Here is a 20,775-nt window from a genome sequence, read left to right on the forward strand (position 1 = left end):
CTAATGGTGAAAAAAGAAGTTTACAGAGCTCCGGCTGCAGCGGCGTAAGCCGACTGACAGCCGCGAGGACGTCGGAGCGGAGGAGGGCAAGGAGTTGTATGGCGCAACGGTCGTGAGACGGGATTGGGAAAACCAGTGTGCAACAGAGTGCCTTTTGAGCACGCGGCTTTGATCTGGACCTGATCTTCGAACACCATACGGGCCCGCGACATTTGTGACGTCGCATCATGAGGCCGGACATATGTCAGCACCCGACGACGCGCCAAAATCAGCTCTGAAGATATCTCTTGCGTTTGGGGCGGTTACATATGTTGCGTAATTCAGCTGACGAACGGATATCCCCTTTCCCCAGACGGATTTATCCCACGGCTTTCGTGACAGGGATGCCGAGGGCGGTGTAACCGTTCAGGATCGCAACGCGCACCTGAACCTCAGCGACCTGGCGGTCAAAGTCGCGCGCCATCAGCCGCTGGCCCAGCAGTTTCATGCAATGCATCTTCGTCTCGACGCGGCTCCGGCGGTGGTATCCGCTCCAGTTTCGCCAGAGTGCCCGGCCCAGATATCTTGACGCGCGCAGAGCGTCATTCCTGGCGATGGCACCGGCGGTGGTTGGCTTCCATAGCTGTGCATTTCTGCGTGGCGGTATCACCGCAGCCGCACCGCGCTCGGCGATGGCGTTATGACATCGGCGCGTGTCGTATGCACCGTCCGCGGTCACGCTGCCAATCTCCTGATCGTGCGGGATCTGGTTGAGCAGATGAGGTAGCATCGGTGCATCCCCGGTGTTGCTGCCCGTGATCTCGACTGCTCTGATTTCCAGCGTTTGTTCGTCAATGCCGATGTGGATCTTGCGCCAGACGCGCCGTTTGGGGCCGCCGTGCTTGCGCGCGTTCCATTCGCCTTCACCCTCGACCTTGATGCCGGTGCTGTCGATAAGCAGGTGCAGCGGGCCCTTCGCGCCTCGATATGGAATGTTGACCGCAAGTGTCTTTTGGCGTCGGCAGATGGTGCTGAAGTCAGGCACATCCCAATCGAGTCCCGTCAGCCGAAGCAGGCTTTCTACAAAGCCCGTCGTCTGACGTAGGGCCATCCCGAACAACACCTTCATTGTCAGACAGGTCTGGATGGCAGCGTCACTGAATGTCCGCGACCTGCCCCTCTTGCCGGAGGGTTCGGCATCCCATTTCATCTCGGGATCGAACCAGATCGTCAGTGATCCGCGGCGCTTCAGCGCCGCATTGTAATCAGCCCAGTTCGTCGTCTTATAGGTAGGTGATGTCGGTTTGCTCATGCAGGCCAGCTACCACACTGGATTCACGACATGAATCCCCGCTGAATTTGTGCAACATAGCCCTGTTGGCTCATAAACGCAAGAAGCTGAACACGTGTCAGTTTCTTGCGAAAAATAACTGCTCCGTTTGCGCAAGCCCCGTGAAGTTGAAATACGCGCTTTGCAAGGTCTATGCCGATTATGCTAACTTCTGACATGGATGCTCTCCCTTTGAGTGATGCTTTCTGAAACATCAAAGTGGCACATTACGATGCCGGTAGGTGGGGGCATCCACGCCATCAACAAAGCCGCAGGGCATGAGCGAGCAGACTCAATCTAACTCCGGCAATACCGACTGGCTCGACAAGCATTGCTTGATCGACAGGTATCGCCTGTTCGTCTTGGCCTACATCGAGACGCACAACGGCACCGAAGCGGCCAGACGCGCAGGGTACAAGCAGCCAGAGGTCCAAGCGGCCCGAATGTTAAAGAATGATAAGGTTCGTGCAGCCATCGAAGAAGGGCGCGCACAGGTCGGGGAAAAGGCCATGCTCGCCGATCAGGACGTGGCAAAGCACTGGCTGCCAATGGCGCTGGCTGCCCCCCGCGAGCAATGAAGCTGAAAGCCCAAAAAGCCGTTAACGCCAAACTGAATAAGTTATTGGCCGAGCAGATGATGGATGTGTCCACGCTCAGAAAGATGTTGGGAAAAAACTTGTGATGACCGGAGCGCGACGTAAAGCTGCGAGCTGGGCCATGATTGAGAAGCGATACGATCTAAAACGGGCCTGCGCCCTGCCGCGTTTATCGACGTGCGTCGATGCGGCCTGCGGACACCGAGCTGCGAGGGAGACTGAAGGAATTGTCGTCTGAACGAGCAGGTTTGGTTATCGTCGATTGCACATCTTGCGTAAACGCGAGGGTTGGGATGTGAACTGGAAGAAGCTGTATCCGATCTATCGCGAAGAATTCAGAGATGCATTCCACCTCAGCCACCGTAAACCCAAATTGTTATCTTATTAATTGCTTTGTTTGAGGAAACTGAGACTAGACGAATGCAGCCTAGCGCGGCCAGCTTGGGGGGCTGCGTTTGCGGCCCCTTTTTATTTTCCCTATCTTTCAATACCTTAACGGTCAAAGTTGGTACGGGTGAGAGGACTTGAACCTCCACGCCTTGCGGCGCCAGAACCTAAATCTGGTGCGTCTACCATTCCGCCACACCCGCACGTTCGCGTTGATTAGCAAAGCTTGCAGCAATAGGCGAGAGCAAAAAACTACAGACATTAACACTATGTTGCCATATGCTGGGTTTAACCTGAGGCAGGTTTATAAAAGAGAGACGCCCATGAAACCGAATACGGTCGGGCGCGTTGGCGGGCAGGATCCGCAGGCGGGCCAGTTTTCACCCTATGCCGTTCTGGATACAGGACTAGTGCATGGCGCAATTCTACTTACCCTGGACGGCGAAATTCCTGTCGAATTTCTGAGTGTTGGCGACAAGCTGATCACCAGGGACTGTGGTATTTCCAAAGTAAAACACATCCAGAGATCGCAACGCTCGGTGCATATGATCGCGCTGGCAGCGGGCTCTTTGGGCCATACAAGGCCTGAGCGTGACGCTCTGCTGGCAGGGGATCAGATGGTGCTGATCCGCGACTGGCGTGCACGCGCTTTATTCAGTTCCGAACGTGCATTGGTGGCGGCACGCACGCTGGTGGACGGTGAATTTATCACCGACCGTGGCATGGTGGACACAACGCTTTACCAGATTTTCTGCGACGGGCCGCATATTCTCTATGCGGACGGGCTTGAACTGGGCACTGCTGATGCCGCCCGTGCCCGCGGCGCGGTTCTGCACGCCGCCTGAAGGTTTAAACGCCGAGTTGCCGAAAGATTTTTGGCAACTCGTCTGGCATATCTTCCGCGATTAACCCTGCGCCAAAACTGCGGGCGCATTCCACATGCAGCCATGTGGCAGTTTTTGCGGCCACAATGGCAGGCATGCGGCGCGCCATCAGCCCTGCGATGAAACCTGCCAGCACATCGCCTGCTCCGGCAGTTGCCAACCATGGCACAGCGCGATCACCTGTGGCCGTGTGGAGATAGAGACCGCCGGACGGGTCGCCAATCACCGTGTCCGGCCCTTTGAAAACCACGACACATCCGGCCCTTTGCGCCGCTTCTCGTGTGGCATCGGCTTTGGAATACGCAGGGCCTTTGAGCGGCATCTTGTCCATTTTGGCTGTAAGATCGGGGAACAACCGCCGAAACTCGCCGCCATGCGGGGTCAGCACACAGTTGGAATGTAGGCGCGAAAACAGTGCTTTATCCTGCGCAAGGGCTGTCAGCGCATCCGCGTCCAGAACAGTACCCCGTTTTGAGTAGTCCGCCAGCAGCACAGCCAGCAACGTGGCGGCCCGTTCTACCCCTGCCCCTGGCCCCAGACATATCACATTGCGGCGCTGATCTTTGAGGGAATCGGTCAGTGCCTGCGCATCGTCGATTACTGTGAGCATTACCGCATTCAGCTGCGCCGCGTTTTCGGTCAAAGCCTCGGCTGGGCATCCGAGGGTCACCGCCCCCGCACCGATCCGCAGGGCCGCGCGGGCAGCCAAACGCGCCGCACCGCCCGCGCCACTGCCACCCGAGAGGGTCAGTACGTGCCCATGATCATACTTGTGACCTTGCGATTTCGACAGAGAGCGTGGCGCGGGCATTTCCACAAGTCGTGCGGCGGAGGCTGGCGGGTCCGTCGGTGCCAGCCCCAGATCGGCCAGCACAATCTGGCCGCAATTTTCCGGCCCTTCCCCCAAATAGCAGCCGATCTTCCTGCGATGAAAGCACACCGTCAGGTCCGCCGGCAGTAAGGCCGCCTTGCCCTCAACCTCCCAAATATGGCCGCTATCCGTACATAACCCGCTGGGCACATCTACCGCGACCCGCAACACCGCAGCGCCGCCCAAGCGCCACACCTGCGCGAGGGGTACCAACTCCGGCGCCAATCGCGACAGGCCAGTCCCGAAAAGCGCGTCTATTACAACGTCCGGCAGCCCTGCGTCGCTCTCAAATTCTGACCGCAGCAATGCAAGCCCTGCATCGGAGATATTAGGGAAACCCATGGCCTGTATCCGCGCCGTGCCGAAGCGATCGAAATTAGCGCGCGCATCAGTTGGCAGTTGATCCGCATCGCCGTAAAAATACGCCTGCACCCTCCACCCCTGCGCCTCCAACAAGCGTGCAATAACGAACCCGTCACCACCGTTATTGCCGGGCCCGCAAAGCACGACTGCGCGGCACCTGCCCGCTGCCAGTTCAGGTCGCGCAGTTAAAATGGCGTCGATCATCCCCTCGCCTGCGCGCTCCATCAACGCCAAACCTGTTGTCTCTCCAGCAGCAATTGCGCGGCCTTCAATGCTGCGCATCTGTCCAGCGGTCAGCAGTTCGCACATCATGGGCCTCCAAAGTTTTCAAAATGCATAATTTATAAGCGACGCGCACAGATAACGAGCGATTGCCTTGTTTCTCATCACATCTGCACTCCAGATTAACCGGCACCCGTGGACCCTGCACGGGCAAAATGAAATGACCCTGTGCAAGCGAAACGCGATCAGGAGGGCCCCCGATGAAAAAGATCGAAGCGATCATCAAACCGTTCAAGCTGGACGAGGTAAAAGAAGCTCTTCAGGAAGTCGGCGTTCAAGGTTTGAGCGTCATCGAAGTTAAGGGCTTTGGCCGTCAGAAAGGCCACACAGAGCTTTACCGTGGCGCCGAATATGTCGTTGATTTCCTGCCCAAAGTCAAAGTTGAAGTTGTGCTGGACGACGATCAGGTCGATGCCGCCATCGAGGCGATAATCGGGGCCGCGAAGACCGAAAAAATCGGGGACGGCAAGATTTTTGTCAGCCCCGTCGAACAGACAATCCGCATCCGCACCGGCGAATCCGGCTCGGACGCGCTTTGATCCCTAAATCCTGAACAACTCTCTATTCCGACGAAAAAAGGACCGAAGCATGACTGCTCACAAGGACTTTCTAAAGAAAATCAAAGACGAAGACATCGAATATGTCGACGTTCGTTTCACCGATACACGCGGCACGTTGCAGCACGTCACCGTAATCAGCGATCTGGTCGATGAAGACTTCCTCGAAGAGGGCTTCATGTTTGACGGCTCCTCCATCGCAGGCTGGAAATCCATCGAAGCCTCCGACATGAAGCTGATGCTTGATGTGGACAGTGCGTATATCGACCCCTTCTACGCCGAAAAAACCATCTGCGTGCATTGCTCCATCGTCGAGCCTGACACCGGCGAAAGCTATGACCGTGACCCCCGCGGCACGGCAGAAAAGGCCGAGGCCTATCTGAAAGCCTCCGGTATCGGCGATGTCGCCTACATGGGCCCCGAGGCCGAATTCTTCCTGTTCGACAACGTCAAGTTTTCCAACACAATCAACAAAGTATCCTACGAAGTTGATGCGTCTGACGCCTCCTGGAATTCAGATACTGATTATGAAATGGGCAACATGGGCCACCGCCCCGGTCTCAAGGGCGGCTACTTCCCTGTGAACCCGATCGACGAAGCCCAAGACCTGCGCGCCGAGATGCTTTCCACCATGAAGCGTCTGGGAATGAAGGTCGACAAGCACCACCACGAAGTGGCGTCCTGCCAGCACGAACTTGGCCTGATCTTCGGCACGCTGACCAAGCAGGCCGACGAGATGCAAAAGTACAAATATGTGATCCACAACGTGGCCCACGCGTACGGCAAATCCGCGACCTTCATGCCCAAGCCGATCTACGGCGACAACGGCTCCGGCATGCACGTGAACATGTCGATCTGGAAAGACGGAAAGCCCCTGTTCGCTGGCGACAAATACGCCGATCTCAGCCAGGAAGCGTTGTGGTTCATCGGTGGTATTCTGGTCCACGCAAAATCGCTCAACGCCTTCACCAACCCGACCACAAACAGCTACAAGCGATTGATCCCGGGTTTCGAAGCGCCGGTTCTGCGCGCCTATTCGGCCCGCAACCGTTCGGGCTGCGTTCGTATCCCATGGACAGAAAGCCCAAAGGCAAAGCGCGTCGAGGCCCGTTTCCCCGACCCTGCGGCAAACCCCTACCTGTGCTTCTCGGCGTTGCTGATGGCCGGCCTTGACGGCATCAAAAACAAGATTGATCCGGGCGAAGCCATGGACAAGAACCTCTATGACCTTCCTGCAGAAGAGCTGGCCGGTATCCCAACCGTCTGTGGCTCGCTGCGCGAAGCGATGGAGGAGCTGCAAGCCGATATGGATTATCTGCTGGCCGGTGACGTCTTCACCCGCGACCAGATCGAAGGCTACATCGAACTGAAAATGTCCGAAGTGCACAAGTATGAGCACACGCCGCATCCGGTCGAATTCGGCATGTACTACAGCTGCTGATTACGACAGCGAGAAACCAACCAGAAGGCGTCCTCATGGGGGCGCCTTTTTTCATGGGAGCGTCCAACAAAGGCGGGAGATAACGAAATGATCTCAATCCTGCCGCAATTCGACCCGATTTCGACGCGACAAAGTGTGAGGCGCTGCCGCCACCGGAGTTGTAACGATGTCAAACGAACAAATTTTCGCTGAACGCCTCACCCGCATCAATCACACCGCCAAAAAGGTGGCCCGCGCGCAGAAGCCCGTTCGCACCCGCAGCTTTGCCAGCGTGCTGGTAATCCCGATGATGCTGACGTGTTTCATGGCGGGTGGCATTGTTTTCGCATGGGAGTTGCTGGAGCGCCCGACCGGGAATCCGATCGAGTTTGCCAATAATCTGACCGCAAAAGTGATGTCGAACTAAGCGCCAGACTGCCGAGCGCAAAAAATTACGGCCGTCCCTACCCTTTCCTTGCCCCCTCCCCAGCACTATCCTTCTGACAAAGTAATATGTCAGAGGTATATCATGCATCCACTTAAATCCGCCCTCGCGACCCTCGTCGCCGCTGCTGCATTCGCAGCCCCCGTTGCCGCCGCTACCTGCGGCAATAGCGCTGGTGGCTTCGAAGGCTGGAAGAAAGCTTTCGCCGCCGAGGCACAGGCAGCAGGCGTCGGCCAACGCGGATTGCAGGCGCTTGCCAATGCGCAATATGCATCCGGCACCATATCTGCCGACCGCAATCAGAAATCATTCAAATACTCGTTGGATAAGTTCATGCAGGTCCGCGGCGCCGATACAATCGTCGCCCAAGGCCGCAAGCGCAAAGCCCGCGACGCCGGGTTCTACCAATCTCTCGAATCGCGCTACGGCGTACCGGCAGGCGTACTTCTGGCAATCCACGGCATGGAAACCGGCTTTGGCGGGTTTATGGGTGACAGCCGCGTGGTCTCGGCGATCACAACACTCGCCTATGATTGCCGCCGCTCCGACTTTTTCGTCCCGCACGCAGTCGGCGCTTTGGTGCTTGTGGACCGTGGTGCCATCACGGCCGATACCAGAGGCGCAAAACACGGCGAGCTCGGCCACACCCAGTTTCTGCCCGGTAACGCGCTGCAATACGGTGTAGACGGCTCGGGTGACGGACGGGTTGATTTCTACAACCAATCCGACGCTCTGGCGTCTACCGCCAACTTCCTGCGCCAGAAAGGCTGGCAGCCCGGCGGCGGCTATCAGGAAGGCCAAGCCAACTTCAACGTGATCCGCCAATGGAATGCCGCTGGCGTTTACCAGAAAGCAATTGCAATCATGGCCTCGCGCATCGACGGCTAACCAACTCAGCGCGCCGTCCTGAGCGGCGCGCGGCACTATCCGCGCCCACGAACGCGCCAGTTTGCTGCCAAGAGGCAGCCTCGGCTTCATTTGGCCAAGTAAACACAAATACATCACCATCCCCAGCCACCATTGTCTCGCCCCTTGCACGGCCCACCCGCACCCCCTATTTGCTTTGCACAAGGGTCAGGCCCCTGCCGTCCGCAATTGGTGAAGCCCTGATATCGAAGGCATCCCCGTCTCACGCGGAGATTTGGGCAATGCGGACCCCCTGATGCTTACCCGCGGTTGCAGGAGTGTTTGATATGACCCCCAATTCCCTACCGTTTCCGTCCCGTGACGTGCTGAAATCCCAAGCCAAACGGCTGCGCAGTGATCTCGCCGCGCGCGGGCAAATACTCAGCCATGCCCAAGCGCTTGAAACCATCGCCCATCAATGGGGCGCACGCGACTGGAACACTTTGTCAGCCCAAGCCGGCCAATCGGCCTCCGGCTGGCATCCCGGACAGCGTGTCACAGGCCGCTATCTCGGCCATAGCTTTGCAGGTGCAGTCAAAGCGGCGCGTCAAGCGTCCAGCGGTTTCTGGACGCTTACCGTGCGTTTTGACGAGCCTGTCGATGTGGTCACCTCACCGCTGTTCAGTTCTTTGCGCAGGCAGGTGGATACCACGATCAACGCCGAGGGCGTCTCGCCCAATAAAACCTCTGACGGTCAGCCCCATATGGTGTTGAAACCCGCCTGAGGACATAAGCCAACCCAAGCCGCCGCGCTTTGCCCTCTGACGAGGCCCAAGCGCGGCGCAACGGATTAACTGCGCACCACCCAAGTGTGAATGCTAAACACCACCGCGTCGCTCTGTGGCATCCGCACAATGCATTGCCGTTCCGAGCGCACATATTCCGGCAATCCGGTCGCGGCAATCCGCACCGGCTGGTGCAGTTCAGCATTGCCATAGGCAAGCTTGTTGAACCGCCACAGCGGTCGACCCACCTGCACCCCGTCAAATAACCGTTGCACCCGCCGCGCCAGATCCCCGTCATACTCCGCCACCGGCACATGGATATCTGTCAGCGGCCTGCCGACCTTATCCGACAATTTCCAACTGGCCGGAAAGCATAGCACCGCAGCGGTCAGTACATGTTGGTCGCCCTGTTTTTGCAAAATGCAAATGTCTTCCTGCACCAGATGACCCAGTGTCCAAAGCGGGCGGTCATAGTCAATCGTCACCTCTCGCCCGTCCGGGCACACAATCTGCCCAGCGCCCAGCTTAAACCCCAATTCCGGCAGAAACGCCAAAGTAGCGCCCAGCACTTCGCGCGCGGCACCAAGCGCCGCGGGCGCACACCAGAGCACATCGGGCTCGTGGCTTTCCAGCAACGCAATACGCCGCGCCATTTGGCCCGCATAGGCCTCATCGACGCGCAGCCAATCCTCAGCCTCGCACGGGGCAACCCCCGGCAACGCCGGTGCGCCGCCCATTTCAGCGGGCAAACTATTCTGCAAAATCTCGGTCATCTTTCGTCTGATACGACAGAGTTTTCGGTCTGTCCTGCAAAAAACGACGCTTTTACGTCGGTTACAGCGCGGTGCGCGGCGCAGCTTCTTCCGATGCTGAAGCCAGCCGCAACCCAAAGGTGCCCCATGAACCAGCACTACCGCGATGCCCGCAAGATCGATCCCAGCGCCGGACCCACGCTGCCCGACGGCTCCCCCAACAACAATGATCGGGTCGAGATTGGCCCCACCGCCCTTGCTTACGGTGAATGGCAGGCCGCTGGCCTCACCCCGCCCGATTTGCCCAGCATGCGGCGCTTCCGCTGGGAGCGGCTGACCCAAGCGCTGGTTACGCGCGACTACGGTGGCATCCTGCTCTTCGACCCGCTCAACATCCGTTACGCCACTGACAGTACCAACATGCAACTCTGGAACACCCACAACCCGTTCCGCGCCGTGTTGCTCTGTGCCGATGGCTATATGGTGATCTGGGACTATAAAAACGCCATGTTCCTTAGCAGCTTTAACCCATTGGTGCGCGAGCAACGCACCGGTGCCGATCTGTTCTACTTCGGGCGCGGCGACAAGATCGACGCCCCGGCCGATACCTTTGCCAGTGAGGTCCGCGCCGTGCTGGCCGAACACGCTGGCACAAACACGCGGCTGGCGGTCGACAAGATCATGCTGCACGGTCTGCGCGCTCTCGAAGCACAGGGGCTACAGATCATGGACGGCGAGGAGGTCACCGAGAAGACCCGCGCAATTAAAGGCCCCGACGAAATCCTCGCGATGCGCTGCGCTTCCCATGCCTGTGAGACCGCCGTACAGGCAATGGAGAATTTCGCCCGTCGCGAGGTGCCGCAGGGCACCACCAGCGAAGATGACATCTGGGCCGTGATGCATGCCGAAAACATCCGTCGCGGTGGTGAGTGGATCGAGACGCGCCTGCTGTCTTCAGGTCCGCGCACCAACCCGTGGTTTCAAGAATGCGGTCCGCGCATCATGCAAAATAACGAAATCCTCGCCTTTGATACCGACCTGATCGGCAGCTACGGCATCTGCATCGACATCAGCCGGACATGGTGGATCGGCGATGAGAAACCCCGCGCTGATATGATCTATGCCATGCAGCACGGGGTCGAGCATATCATGACCAACAAGCAGCTGCTGCGCCCCGGCGTCACCATCCCTGAATTGAGCGCCGGCACCCATGTGCTCGACGCGCAGTTCCAGAAGCAGAAATATGGCTGCCTGATGCACGGCGTGGGTCTGTGCGACGAATGGCCGATGGTCGCCTACCCTGACCGTGCCGTTGCGGGGGCGTATGACTATCCGCTTGAACCCGGGATGGTGCTCTGCGTCGAGGCGCTGGTCTCCCCCGAAGGAGGCGATTTTTCGATCAAGCTCGAAGATCAGGTCCTCATCACCGAAGACGGTTTTGAAGACCTGACGAGCTATCCGTTTGATCCAGCTTTGATGGGCGCCTGACCCTATTGGCCCAGCGCCTGCGCGAGATCATCGCGCAGGTCGCCCGCGTCTTCGATCCCGACCGATACACGCAACAAACCTTCGGGGATGCCGGTATGCGGCTCGATGGTGTGGCGATGTTCGACAAGGCTCTCTACCCCGCCCAGCGATGTGGCGCGGTGGAACAGTTGTAACCGCCCCGCAACCCGCAGCGCCTCGGCCCCGCCGCCCCGCACCACGAAGGACAACAGGCTGCCATAGCCACCGCTCATCTGTCGCGCGGCTACCGCATGGCCGGGGTGGGAGGGCAGACCGGGGTAAAGCACCGTCTCAACACGCGGGTGATCAAGCAGATATTCCGCCAGTGCCATCGCGTTGTTCGACATCTCCCGCATTCTCAAGGGCAGCGTGCGCATCCCGCGTGTCAGCAACCACGCCTCCATCGGCCCCAAGACCGCGCCTGCGCTGTCACGGTCATCGCGGATCATCTGCCAAATGCGGCTGTCGATATCGCGCACCGCCAGCGATCCGGCCAGCACATCGGAATGCCCGTTAATGCCCTTGGTCGCCGAATGCATCACGATATCCGCGCCCAGCGCCAATGGCTGGCTTAACACCGGGCTGGCCGCCGTACTATCAACCGCAAGCACTGCGCCTACCGCATGGGCAGCCTCGGCGGCGGCCGACACATCGACAATCCGCAGCCACGGGTTGGAAGGCGTCTCTACCCAGACCAAGACCGGACGATGCGCCTCACAGGCCGCAGCGAGCGCGGCGCTGTCCGACGCCTCAACCTCATGCAGTGAAATCTCGCGACGGGTGCAGAAATCGCGGATCCACTTGGTCGTTCCCCAATAGATCTGGCTCTGCACCAGAACCGAGGCCCCGTTCGGCACTGTGCGAAACAAGGCAGCAATCGCCGCCATGCCCGAGGGAAACAGCGCCGTGTCGCCTGCCCCCTCCAATTGTGACAACACGCGCTCGGCCACCCTGACATTTTCGTTGTGCGAGCGCAGATAGACGTTGTTACCATTCACCAACTGGTAGTCCGCATCACGCATATAGGTGGTGGCAAATTGCACCGGCGGTACGACCCCGCCGCTGGCCTGATCGACAGCACCGGCGGCCTGCGCCGCTATGGTGGCAGGGTGCAAACGGTCGGTCGGGGTCTTGGTCATGATGCGGGCTTTCCTGAAAACATAAGCTGTTGCGCCTTGTGGTACACGTCGTCTGATCGACTGGCAAACCCTCTCGGCATAGGTTTCAGATCGCAGCCGCTCGCGTCACGCCTGCGTGACAGTGCTGACACGATCCTTGCAGATACCCCGCGCGCAGGCCACCTTGCACCAGCGGCGATGAGGAACCACAGATGACCAGCGAGAATATCACCTTTTCCGGCCATGACGGCAGCACGCTAGCGGCGCGCCTTGATATGCCGGACGGCCCGCATCTCGCCACCGCCCTCTTCGCGCATTGCTTTACCTGCGGCAAAGATGTCCATGCCGCCCGCCGCATCGCCGCGCGCCTTGCGGCAATGGGATTTGCCGTGCTGCGCTTCGATTTCACCGGCCTAGGCAGTTCTGAGGGCGCATTCGCCAATACGTCCTTCACCTCCAACGTTGATGACCTCTTTGCCGCCTGCCGCTATCTTGATGACCGCGGCATGCCGCCGAGCTTGATGGTAGGCCACTCGCTTGGCGGGGCGGCTGTGCTCAAGGCCGCCAGCCAGATGCCACAGATCAAAGCCGTCGCCACGCTCGGTGCGCCCTTTGACCCCGGCCATGTTACCCACAACTTCGCCGATGCTTTGCCCGAGATACGCAAGAACGGCGAAGCCGAGGTCAGCTTGGGCGGCCGCCCGTTCCGCATCAGCAAAAGGTTTGTCGATGACATCTCGGCCGTCTCCCTTGGAGCCTCAATCGCCAAATTGGGAGCCGCCTTACTGGTGATGCACGCGCCGCTGGATGCAGTCGTGAGCATCGACAACGCCAGCCGGATCTTTCTGGCCGCCAAACACCCCCGCAGCTTTGTCACACTCGACGATGCCGACCACCTGATCACCCGCGCCAAAGACGCCGAATACGCCGCAGAGGTGATCGCCGCTTGGGCGGGGCGTTACCTGTCCCTCAGGCCCCCCGCGCCACCGCCCGGCGCGCCCGAGGGCATTGTTCGGGTTGCCGAAGCCGATCCCGACGGGTTCTTGCAAGATGTAAACGCAGGGCCACACCACCACGCGCTGGCGGATGAACCGCTCGCCTATGGCGGCACCAACCGCGGGATGAGCCCTTACGGCTTTCTGTCCGCAGGGTTGGGCGCCTGCACCTCGATGACCATCCGCATGTACGCGCGGCGCAAAGGCTGGCCGCTGGAACACGTGAGCGTCGATGTCTGCCACGACAAGGTCCATGCCCAGGACGCAAGCACCGGATCAGGCGACAAGATCGACACATGGCGCCGCCGCATCCGGCTCACGGGCCCGCTGGACGCAGACCAGCGCCAGCGCCTGCTTGAGATCGCCGACAAATGCCCCGTTCACCGCACGTTAGAGCGTACCTCCCAAGTGCTCACCGAACTCCTCCCCTGACCCAGATACTCACGTCAGTTGGCCCCCTAAACTCGGGGGGACGCCCGCAGGACGGGGGGCAGCGCCCCCTCAATCCTGCCGGTTTTCACTAGCCCCTCACTTCTACGCACACCCGCCTGCTCCCCTTTGACTTGTCCTGAACCGTCCTACAGTCTATTGCGCCCCTGATCCCTGCCCCCAAGACAGCAAAAGGTGCGCCGCCCATGATCCCCCGCTATTCCCGCCCCGAGATGGTTGCCATTTGGTCGCCCGAGACCAAGTTCAAAATCTGGTACGAGATCGAAGCCCATGCCTGCGAAGCAATGGCCGATCTGGGTGTCATCCCCCGCGCCAATGCCGATGCCGTCTGGAAAGCCAAGGACGTCACCTTTGACGTGGCCCGCATTGATGAGATCGAAGCCGTCACTAAACACGACGTCATTGCCTTCTTGACCCATCTTGCCGAACACATAGGCAGCGACGAAGCCCGCTTTGTGCACCAAGGCATGACTTCCTCGGATGTGCTCGACACCTGCTTTAACGTGCAGCTCACCCGTGCCGCCGATATCCTGATCGCCGATACCGAAGGTCTGCTCGCCGCGCTAAAACGCCGTGCGCTGGAGCATAAAGACACCATTCGCATCGGTCGCAGCCACGGCATCCATGCCGAGCCGACCACCATGGGCCTGACCTTCGCGCGTTTCTACGCCGAGATGGACCGCAACCTTGCCCGCCTACGTGTGGCCCGCGATGAGATTGCCACTGGTGCGATCTCGGGCGCTGTCGGCACCTTCGCCAATATCGATCCGGCGGTCGAAGAGCATGTCTGCGCTAAGCTTGGCCTCAAGCCCGAGCCGATCAGCACGCAGGTGATCCCGCGCGACCGTCACGCGGCGTTCTTTGCAGCCCTTGGTGTGGTCTCCTCCTCCATCGAAAACATCGCGATCGAAGTCCGCCACATGCAGCGCACCGAAGTGCTGGAGGCCGAAGAGTTCTTCTCTGCCGGTCAAAAGGGCTCCTCCGCGATGCCGCACAAACGCAACCCGGTGCTGACCGAAAACCTTACCGGCCTTGCGCGTCTGGTGCGGATGGCCGTTGTGCCGGCTTTGGAAAACGTCGCCCTGTGGCACGAGCGCGATATTTCGCACTCCTCGGTCGAGCGTAACATTGGCCCTGACACTACCATCACGCTCGATTTTGCCCTGTCGCGCCTGACCGGCGTGATCGACAAGCTGGTGATTTACCCCGAGAACATGCTCGCCAATATGAACAAGTTCCGCGGCTTGGTCATGTCCCAGCGCGTGCTGCTGGCCCTAACCCAAGCTGGCGTCAGCCGTGAGGATTCCTACAAGCTCGTTCAGCGCAATGCGATGAAGGTCTGGGAAGAGGGCAAGGATTTCAAAACTGAGCTTTTGGGCGATGCAGATGTGCTCGAGGCACTCAGCGCCGAAGAAATCGAAGAGAAATTCGACCTTGGCTATCATACCAAACATGTCGACACGATCTTCAAGCGGGTTTTCGGCGACTGATCTGTCGCCCAGATACACCGGCCATACGCCGCGCAGCCCCCATACTGCGCGGCGTTTTCTTTTGGTGAAATCCGCGTTTCGCGGTACAGTAAGGCACCCACAATGACGGAGCTTCCAGATGACTTACAAGGTTCTCGCCGCTTCCTTCGCATTGGTGCTCGCCCCCGCTCTTGGCATCGCTGCAGGGTGCGATCACGACAAGCAAACATTCTCCTGCGCGCAAGGATCAAGCTTTGATCCGGTCAGCGGCACCTGCACGACAGACGTCACGATCTGACCCTGCGCACGATGAAGTGAACGGCAAAAGGCTCGGCACTCTTTACCGGTGACCGCGGCGTGCTAGGTTTATGACAGGCGCGTCAGGTTTCGCGCGCCGACTGAGCTTAACCCGTTTTGTCGGAGTTCCCTGATCATGCGTTTTCTAGCCCTTGCCGCCCTCAGCCTTGCCCTGCCCGCCGGCCTGTTCGCCGCAGGGGCCAACGAGGAGACTGCACCGCCCAAACCAAAATGCGAAGACGGGCAGGTTTATGACAAGAAAACCAAAACATGTGTGGATGCGAAAGACAGCCGCCTTGATGACGACGCGCGTTATGAAACGGTGCGCCAGCTGGCCCATGCCGGACGCTACAGCGATGCGCAGACCGTTCTGGCCGAGATGGAGGCCACCGACGACCGCACTCTGACCTATCTGGGCTTCACCACCCGCAAACTGGGCGATGTAGCGGGCGGCATGGCGTTTTATGAACGCGCTCTCGCCGCCAATCCTGCCAATACTCTGGCGCATTCTTATATGGGCCAAGCATTGGTCGAGCAGGGCCAGATCAGTGCCGCACTTCAGCACTTACGCGCCATTCGTGCGGCGGGCGGCTCAGGCACATGGGCCGAAGCCTCGCTCCGCACCGCGATTGCCACGGGTCAGACCTTTACCTACTGATCCTGTCCGTTCGCCACACCAAATAACCTCAGGCAGGCCGCGCATGGTTGTTGACCACAGCGCGGCGGGCTATGTCAGGGGCTAGATTTCCCTGATCCCGCAAGGCCCATGTCAGAACCAGCCCCCCGCGACACTTTCAATATCCGCCTGCGCCGCTTGAGCCATTATGTGACCAATGCGGTGATCGTCGGGATCATCCGCACTGGCCTCGCCTTGCCCTACGCGGCGCGGATCCGGTCGGTCGGCTGGGTGGTGCAGCATGTCATCGGCCCCGTGGCCGGATACCGCAAGCGGGCGCTCGACAATCTGGCGCTGGTGCGCCCTGATCTGACGCCGCAGGCCCGTGCGCAGATCGCCAGCGCCTGCCTCAACAATGTCGGCCGGACCTTCATCGAAAATTACTCGGCCGATGATTTTCCCCGCCGCATGGCTCGAAACGTCCCGCGCGGCGCGGGTGTGGAGCCGCTGCGCGCTGCCACCGACAACGGCCAAGCCGTGATCCTCGTCACCGGACATTTCGGCAATTACGAAGCGACGCGGGCAGCCCTTGTGGCACAGGGCTACAATATCGGTGGTCTCTACCGTGATATGAAGAACCCCTATTTCAACGCCCATTACGTGAAGACGATGGAAGCTTTTGGCGGACCGGTTTTTCCGCAAGGGCGGCGCGGCACGGCGGGGTTTGTGCGGCATTTGAAAGACGGCGGCTTGTTGGTGCTGCTGTTTGATCAGCACGTCCAGAAAGCCCCGATACTTGATTTCATGGGCCAGCCTGCCCGCACCGCCGTTTCGGCGGCAGAACTGGCGCTGCGATATAACGCCTTGCTCATCCCGTTCTATGGCCTTCGCCAGCCCGACGGGCTGAGCTTTGATACTGTGCTCGAAGCGCCAGTGCCGCATAGCGATCCCGAGACCATGACCCTAGCCCTCAACGACAGCCTGTCAGCCCGCGTACGGGACAATCCTGAACAATGGTTTTGGGTGCATCGCCGCTGGCGCAGTCACGAAAGCTAGGGCCTGCTCGACCAAGCGAATTGTCTAGCGGTTTCTACTTCAGCCGCGCGGCGGCCATGATCGGCCCAACTTCGTGTTTCTGCACGATCACCACCACAGGTCTGGGCCCCGTCACAGTGGTTTGCATCACCCAAGGCGCCTGCCCGTCCCATGTGCCCAACACATGCCAGTCATCAACGATATTCACGTTTTTCATGATCTTGCCGCTGTTCTCGCCGCGCATGATCTCGGTGTTTTTCATCGGCGCATACCGCATCAGATGCACGGTCATCAGCCCTGCCACCACATCCAGCGGCGAAACCGCAATGTGCAGATCGTCGCCCTCGCGCTTGAGCTTCACCGCAACCTTCGGCGCAGCCTTGGCATGCTCCGCGATTGCTTTGCTCAGCGCCATCGGCTTGGCCCCGACGATATCGGTCTGGCCCATCACAATCATCTCGGGCGTATAGATGGACCGGCGCTGGCCTTCGGCAGCATAGGCCCGCTGGCGTGCGGCATAGGCCGGATTGCCAAAGGGGTCCTTCCAGCCGATGTAATCCCAATAATCCACATGCAAGGCCAAGGCGATCACATCAGAGCGTTCTGCCAGCTCCACCATCATATCATCCGCAGGCGGACAGGACGAGCACCCCTGCGAGGTGTAAAGCTCCACCACAACCGGATTGTCTTGCGCCGACGCAGGCTGACCGATGCTTACGCCTGCCAGTCCAAGGGCAGTGACAAAAGTGGCGGCTAAAACATGTTTCATCTGATTCCGATACGCGGTCTGCGGGGTTGCTACGAGTCTAACGGTACCCGACTGAAATAACCAATCAAGGTTTCTTGAGAGCTTCGCAGCCTACCCCCTTCAATTTCGGTACACAACGGTATACAATAATCGTGAAAAGCCGTCGATACCTGTTGATCGCATCCGACCAATGCGGCATTGAGACGGCAGAACGCCACCCACCACTTCACGCGCAAGGGAGCCACCATGACCATCACAGTTGGCCACGATACCAGCAAGACCCGCAAAACCATCGATGTAAACGGCACATCTGTCGCCTATTACTCGATCCCCGCGGCCCAAGAGGCCGGTCTGGGTGATTTCTCCCGCCTGCCCGCCGCCTTGAAAGTGGTGCTGGAAAACATGCTGCGCTTTGAGGATGGCAAGACCGTCACTGTCGATGACATCAAAGCCTTCGCCGATTGGGCGCTCAACAACGGCAAAAGCCCGCGCGAGATTGCCTATCGCCCTGCCCGCGTGCTGATGCAGGATTTCACCGGCGTCCCTGCGGTGGTCGACCTTGCCGCCATGCGCGACGGCATTGTGGCCCTTGGTGGCGACCCTGAAAAGATTAACCCTCTGGCACCTGTCGATCTGGTTATTGACCACTCGGTGATGATCGATGAATTCGGCACGCCACGCGCCTTCCAGATGAACGTTGACCGCGAATACGAGCGCAACATCGAGCGTTACACCTTCCTCAAGTGGGGCCAGAAAGCGTTCAACAACTTCCGCGTTGTGCCCCCCGGCACCGGCATTTGCCATCAGGTAAACCTTGAGTATCTGAGCCAGACCGTCTGGTCCGACAAAGACCAGAATGGTGAAGAAGTTGCTTATCCCGACACGCTTGTCGGCACCGACAGCCACACCACCATGGTCAACGGCGCTGCTGTTCTGGGTTGGGGCGTGGGTGGTATCGAAGCCGAAGCCGCAATGCTGGGCCAACCGATTTCCATGCTGATCCCCGAGGTTGTCGGCTTTGAGCTGACAGGCCGGATGATGGAAGGCACCACCGGTACCGATCTGGTGCTGAAAGTGGTTGAGTTGCTGCGCGCCAAGGGCGTTGTCAGCAAGTTTGTCGAGTTCTTCGGCGAAGGTCTTGATCACCTGCCGCTGGCGGACCGCGCGACCATCGCCAACATGGCCCCCGAATACGGTGCCACCTGTGGCTTCTTCCCGATCGACAACGAGACTCTGCGCTATCTGACCAACACAGGCCGCGACAAAGACCGCGTCGCACTTGTGGAAGCCTATGCCAAGGCCAACGGCATGTGGCGCGATGCGGATTACGCTCCGATCTACACCGATACCCTGAGCCTTGATATGGGCACCATCGTGCCTGCGATCTCCGGCCCCAAGCGGCCACAGGATTACATCGCACTCGATACCGCGCATACCGAGTTTTCCAAATATGTCAAAGGCCTGCGCGAAGGTGTTGATGCCAGTGCCAATCAGGAAATCCGCTGGGAAGGCGAAGGCGGCCAGCCCGAGCCTGTCGACATTCCGGGCGACGAAGGCCATCACAATCGTGGCTATGTATCGACCGATGATGGCCATTACCAGTTGCACGACGGCTCGATCGTAATCGCTTCGATCACCTCCTGCACCAACACATCTAACCCTTACGTAATGATCGGCGCCGGCCTCGTGGCACGCAAAGCCCGCGCCTTGGGTCTGACCCGCAAGCCTTGGGTCAAAACCTCGCTGGCCCCCGGCTCTCAGGTCGTGTCGCACTATCTGGAGGCCGCTGGCCTGCAAGAAGACCTCGACGCCATCGGGTTCAACCTTGTCGGTTACGGGTGCACCACCTGTATCGGCAACTCCGGCCCGCTGGAGCCCGCAATCTCAAAGGCGATCAACGACTATGATTTGATCGGCACGAGCGTTCTGTCGGGCAACCGTAACTTCGAAGGCCGGATCAGCCCCGATGTGCGTGCAAACTACCTCGCCTCGCCACCGCTCGTGGTGGCCTATGCGCTGGTCGGTGACATGAACCACGACCTGACGGGCGAACCGCTTGGTCAGGACCAGAACGGCAAAGACGTCTACCTCAAGGACATCTGGCCCACGACCAAAGAGATCGCCGATCTGGTTGAACAGACCGTGACCCGCGATGCCTTCCAGACCAAATATGCCGACGTCTTCAAAGGCGATGACAAATGGCAGGCCGTGGAAACCACCGACAGCCAGACCTACGACTGGCCGCCACAGTCCACCTATGTGCAAAACCCGCCCTACTTCCAAGGCATGAGCAAAGAGCCGGGCGTGATCACCAACATCGAAGGCGCCAAGGTTCTGGCGCTCTTGGGTGACATGATCACGACCGACCACATCTCGCCTGCCGGATCTTTCAAGGAAAGCACCCCAGCGGGCCAGTATCTGGTCGAGCGTCAGGTGCCGGTGCGCGAGTTCAACTCCTATGGCTCGCGTCGCGGCAACCACGAAGTTATGATGCGCGGCACCTTTGCCAACATCCGCATCAAGAACGAGATGCTGGACGGCGTCGAAGGCGGCTATACCAAAGGCCCCGATGGCAACCAGACCTCGATCTTCGAGGCGGCGATGGCCCATCAGGAAGCCGGCACGCCGCTGGTGATCTTCGGTGGTGAGCAATACGGCGCAGGCTCCTCGCGCGACTGGGCGGCCAAAGGCACAGCGCTGCTGGGCGTCAAAGCCGTGATCGCCGAGAGCTTCGAGCGTATTCACCGCTCCAACCTCGTTGGCATGGGCGTGATCCCGTTCGAGTTCACCAACGGCGATACCCGCAAAACGCTGGGTCTGACAGGCGAAGAAACCGTCTCGATCAGCGGTCTGGACTCCATTCGCCCGCTGCAGGAAGTGCCTTGCACGATCACGATGGCTGATGGTGCGGTGAAAGAAATCACCGTCAAGTGCCGGATCGATACCGCGATCGAGATTGAATACATCGAACACGGCGGCGTGTTGCATTACGTGCTGCGCGATCTGGCCAAATCTGCCTGATCCGCACCAGCGAAACCAAGCAA

Annotated in this window: 19 protein-coding genes, 1 tRNA gene and 2 pseudogenes; 15 read left to right on the forward strand and 7 right to left on the reverse strand. The window is 59.4% G+C overall.

What is annotated here, in order from left to right:
• Positions 1-358: 358 nt before the first annotated feature.
• Both BM174_RS16145 and BM174_RS21425 read right to left on the reverse strand, forming a co-directional pair.
• A complete protein-coding gene (locus BM174_RS16145; RefSeq protein ID WP_093924898.1) occupies positions 359-1,291 on the reverse strand; it encodes an IS5 family transposase in 933 nt (310 codons plus the stop codon).
• A gap of 65 nt (positions 1,292-1,356) precedes the next feature.
• Positions 1,357-1,488: pseudogene (locus tag BM174_RS21425) on the reverse strand (IS110 family transposase); the annotation flags it as partial.
• Between the two features lie 99 nt (positions 1,489-1,587).
• Between BM174_RS21425 and BM174_RS16150 the strand changes: the two are divergent.
• Both BM174_RS16150 and BM174_RS21430 read left to right on the forward strand, forming a co-directional pair.
• On the forward strand, positions 1,588-1,887 hold the full coding sequence (locus BM174_RS16150) for a terminase small subunit (RefSeq protein ID WP_093924899.1): 300 nt from the start codon (positions 1,588-1,590) through the stop codon (positions 1,885-1,887).
• Positions 1,881-2,239: pseudogene (locus tag BM174_RS21430) on the forward strand (IS3 family transposase); the annotation flags it as partial. The gene BM174_RS16150 and the pseudogene BM174_RS21430, both read left to right, overlap by 7 nt.
• Positions 2,240-2,411: 172 nt before the next feature.
• Here the strand turns inward: BM174_RS21430 and BM174_RS16155 are convergent.
• Positions 2,412-2,495 (reverse strand) — tRNA-Leu (locus BM174_RS16155).
• Between the two features lie 120 nt (positions 2,496-2,615).
• Here BM174_RS16155 and BM174_RS16160 point away from each other — a divergent pair.
• Positions 2,616-3,137 carry a Hint domain-containing protein gene (locus BM174_RS16160; protein ID WP_093924900.1) on the forward strand — a complete coding sequence of 174 codons (522 nt, stop codon included), beginning with the start codon at positions 2,616-2,618 and terminating at the stop codon, positions 3,135-3,137.
• A gap of 4 nt (positions 3,138-3,141) precedes the next feature.
• On the opposite strand, the gene BM174_RS16165 is transcribed toward BM174_RS16160, so the two are convergent.
• Positions 3,142-4,722, reverse strand: coding sequence for an NAD(P)H-hydrate dehydratase (locus BM174_RS16165; RefSeq protein WP_342742073.1), 1,581 nt, complete (start codon positions 4,720-4,722; stop codon positions 3,142-3,144).
• 170 nt (positions 4,723-4,892) lie between these two features.
• Between BM174_RS16165 and BM174_RS16170 the strand changes: the two genes are divergently transcribed.
• The 5 genes from BM174_RS16170 (at position 4,893) to BM174_RS16190 (ending at position 8,745) form a co-directional block, all read left to right on the forward strand.
• Positions 4,893-5,231 carry a P-II family nitrogen regulator gene (locus BM174_RS16170; protein WP_093924902.1) on the forward strand — a complete coding sequence of 113 codons (339 nt, stop codon included), beginning with the start codon at positions 4,893-4,895 and terminating at the stop codon, positions 5,229-5,231.
• A 49-nt stretch (positions 5,232-5,280) separates the two neighbouring features.
• Positions 5,281-6,690 (forward strand): type I glutamate--ammonia ligase, encoded by a 1,410-nt coding sequence (glnA, locus tag BM174_RS16175; protein ID WP_093924903.1) that lies wholly within the window; start codon positions 5,281-5,283, stop codon positions 6,688-6,690.
• A 166-nt stretch (positions 6,691-6,856) separates the two neighbouring features.
• A complete protein-coding gene (locus BM174_RS16180) occupies positions 6,857-7,096 on the forward strand; it encodes a hypothetical protein (protein WP_093924904.1) in 240 nt (79 codons plus the stop codon).
• A 102-nt stretch (positions 7,097-7,198) separates the two neighbouring features.
• Entirely contained in the window at positions 7,199-8,002 is an 804-nt protein-coding gene (locus tag BM174_RS16185) for a lytic murein transglycosylase (RefSeq protein WP_093924905.1), read from the forward strand.
• Between the two features lie 305 nt (positions 8,003-8,307).
• Complete coding sequence (locus BM174_RS16190; protein ID WP_093924906.1) at positions 8,308-8,745, forward strand: glyoxalase superfamily protein; 438 nt, start codon at positions 8,308-8,310, stop codon at positions 8,743-8,745.
• Positions 8,746-8,810: 65 nt separating this feature from the next.
• Here the strand turns inward: BM174_RS16190 and BM174_RS16195 are convergent, their stop codons facing one another.
• On the reverse strand, positions 8,811-9,518 hold the full coding sequence (locus BM174_RS16195; RefSeq protein WP_093924907.1) for a heme-dependent oxidative N-demethylase family protein: 708 nt from the start codon (positions 9,516-9,518) through the stop codon (positions 8,811-8,813).
• A 126-nt stretch (positions 9,519-9,644) separates the two neighbouring features.
• Here BM174_RS16195 and dddP point away from each other — a divergent pair, with 126 nt between their 5' ends.
• Positions 9,645-10,985, forward strand: coding sequence for a dimethylsulfonioproprionate lyase DddP (dddP, locus tag BM174_RS16200; RefSeq protein ID WP_093924908.1), 1,341 nt, complete (start codon positions 9,645-9,647; stop codon positions 10,983-10,985).
• Positions 10,986-10,987: 2 nt separating this feature from the next.
• Here dddP and BM174_RS16205 read toward each other — a convergent pair whose 3' ends face one another.
• Positions 10,988-12,142: a trans-sulfuration enzyme family protein gene (locus BM174_RS16205; RefSeq protein ID WP_093924909.1), complete on the reverse strand. Its 1,155-nt coding sequence runs from the start codon at positions 12,140-12,142 to the stop codon at positions 10,988-10,990.
• A gap of 191 nt (positions 12,143-12,333) precedes the next feature.
• On the opposite strand from BM174_RS16205, the gene BM174_RS16210 reads away from it, so the two are divergent.
• The 5 genes from BM174_RS16210 (at position 12,334) to BM174_RS16225 (ending at position 17,004) form a co-directional block, all read left to right on the forward strand.
• The gene (locus tag BM174_RS16210) at positions 12,334-13,548 is read left to right on the forward strand and encodes a bifunctional alpha/beta hydrolase/OsmC family protein (RefSeq protein ID WP_093924910.1); all 1,215 of its coding nucleotides are present in this window, start codon (positions 12,334-12,336) and stop codon (positions 13,546-13,548) included.
• 203 nt (positions 13,549-13,751) lie between these two features.
• Positions 13,752-15,056 (forward strand): adenylosuccinate lyase, encoded by a 1,305-nt coding sequence (gene purB / locus BM174_RS16215; protein WP_093924911.1) that lies wholly within the window; start codon positions 13,752-13,754, stop codon positions 15,054-15,056.
• Positions 15,057-15,174: 118 nt separating this feature from the next.
• On the forward strand, positions 15,175-15,333 hold the full coding sequence (locus BM174_RS20870; protein ID WP_143092470.1) for an adenylosuccinate lyase: 159 nt from the start codon (positions 15,175-15,177) through the stop codon (positions 15,331-15,333).
• A 135-nt stretch (positions 15,334-15,468) separates the two neighbouring features.
• Positions 15,469-15,990, forward strand: a complete 522-nt coding sequence (locus BM174_RS16220) for a tetratricopeptide repeat protein (protein ID WP_093924912.1) — start codon at positions 15,469-15,471, stop codon at positions 15,988-15,990.
• A gap of 108 nt (positions 15,991-16,098) precedes the next feature.
• Entirely contained in the window at positions 16,099-17,004 is a 906-nt protein-coding gene (locus BM174_RS16225; protein WP_093924913.1) for a lysophospholipid acyltransferase family protein, read from the forward strand.
• A gap of 34 nt (positions 17,005-17,038) precedes the next feature.
• Here the strand turns inward: BM174_RS16225 and BM174_RS16230 are convergent, their stop codons facing one another.
• A complete protein-coding gene (locus tag BM174_RS16230; RefSeq protein ID WP_093924914.1) occupies positions 17,039-17,752 on the reverse strand; it encodes a DUF1223 domain-containing protein in 714 nt (237 codons plus the stop codon).
• A 225-nt stretch (positions 17,753-17,977) separates the two neighbouring features.
• Here BM174_RS16230 and acnA point away from each other — a divergent pair, with 225 nt between their 5' ends.
• Entirely contained in the window at positions 17,978-20,752 is a 2,775-nt protein-coding gene (gene acnA / locus BM174_RS16235; protein ID WP_093924915.1) for an aconitate hydratase AcnA, read from the forward strand.
• Positions 20,753-20,775: the final 23 nt, after the last annotated feature.

Source organism: Sulfitobacter brevis (assembly GCF_900112755.1).
In the GTDB taxonomy this organism is placed as follows: domain Bacteria; phylum Pseudomonadota; class Alphaproteobacteria; order Rhodobacterales; family Rhodobacteraceae; genus Sulfitobacter; species Sulfitobacter brevis.

Coding starts and splice junctions, on each gene's coding strand:
- BM174_RS16150 (WP_093924899.1), top strand. CDS start 1,588: ATGAGCGAGCAGACTCAATCTAACTCCGGCAATACCGACTGGCTCGAC.
- BM174_RS16205 (WP_093924909.1), bottom strand. CDS start 12,142: ATGACCAAGACCCCGACCGACCGTTTGCACCCTGCCACCATAGCGGCG.
- purB (WP_093924911.1), top strand. CDS start 13,752: ATGATCCCCCGCTATTCCCGCCCCGAGATGGTTGCCATTTGGTCGCCC.
- BM174_RS16220 (WP_093924912.1), top strand. CDS start 15,469: ATGCGTTTTCTAGCCCTTGCCGCCCTCAGCCTTGCCCTGCCCGCCGGC.
- BM174_RS16185 (WP_093924905.1), top strand. CDS start 7,199: ATGCATCCACTTAAATCCGCCCTCGCGACCCTCGTCGCCGCTGCTGCA.
- glnA (WP_093924903.1), top strand. CDS start 5,281: ATGACTGCTCACAAGGACTTTCTAAAGAAAATCAAAGACGAAGACATC.
- BM174_RS16190 (WP_093924906.1), top strand. CDS start 8,308: ATGACCCCCAATTCCCTACCGTTTCCGTCCCGTGACGTGCTGAAATCC.
- dddP (WP_093924908.1), top strand. CDS start 9,645: ATGAACCAGCACTACCGCGATGCCCGCAAGATCGATCCCAGCGCCGGA.
- BM174_RS16195 (WP_093924907.1), bottom strand. CDS start 9,518: ATGACCGAGATTTTGCAGAATAGTTTGCCCGCTGAAATGGGCGGCGCA.
- BM174_RS16225 (WP_093924913.1), top strand. CDS start 16,099: ATGTCAGAACCAGCCCCCCGCGACACTTTCAATATCCGCCTGCGCCGC.
- BM174_RS16180 (WP_093924904.1), top strand. CDS start 6,857: ATGTCAAACGAACAAATTTTCGCTGAACGCCTCACCCGCATCAATCAC.
- BM174_RS16145 (WP_093924898.1), bottom strand. CDS start 1,291: ATGAGCAAACCGACATCACCTACCTATAAGACGACGAACTGGGCTGAT.
- BM174_RS16165 (WP_342742073.1), bottom strand. CDS start 4,722: ATGATGTGCGAACTGCTGACCGCTGGACAGATGCGCAGCATTGAAGGC.
- BM174_RS16170 (WP_093924902.1), top strand. CDS start 4,893: ATGAAAAAGATCGAAGCGATCATCAAACCGTTCAAGCTGGACGAGGTA.
- acnA (WP_093924915.1), top strand. CDS start 17,978: ATGACCATCACAGTTGGCCACGATACCAGCAAGACCCGCAAAACCATC.
- BM174_RS16160 (WP_093924900.1), top strand. CDS start 2,616: ATGAAACCGAATACGGTCGGGCGCGTTGGCGGGCAGGATCCGCAGGCG.
- BM174_RS20870 (WP_143092470.1), top strand. CDS start 15,175: ATGACTTACAAGGTTCTCGCCGCTTCCTTCGCATTGGTGCTCGCCCCC.
- BM174_RS16210 (WP_093924910.1), top strand. CDS start 12,334: ATGACCAGCGAGAATATCACCTTTTCCGGCCATGACGGCAGCACGCTA.
- BM174_RS16230 (WP_093924914.1), bottom strand. CDS start 17,752: ATGAAACATGTTTTAGCCGCCACTTTTGTCACTGCCCTTGGACTGGCA.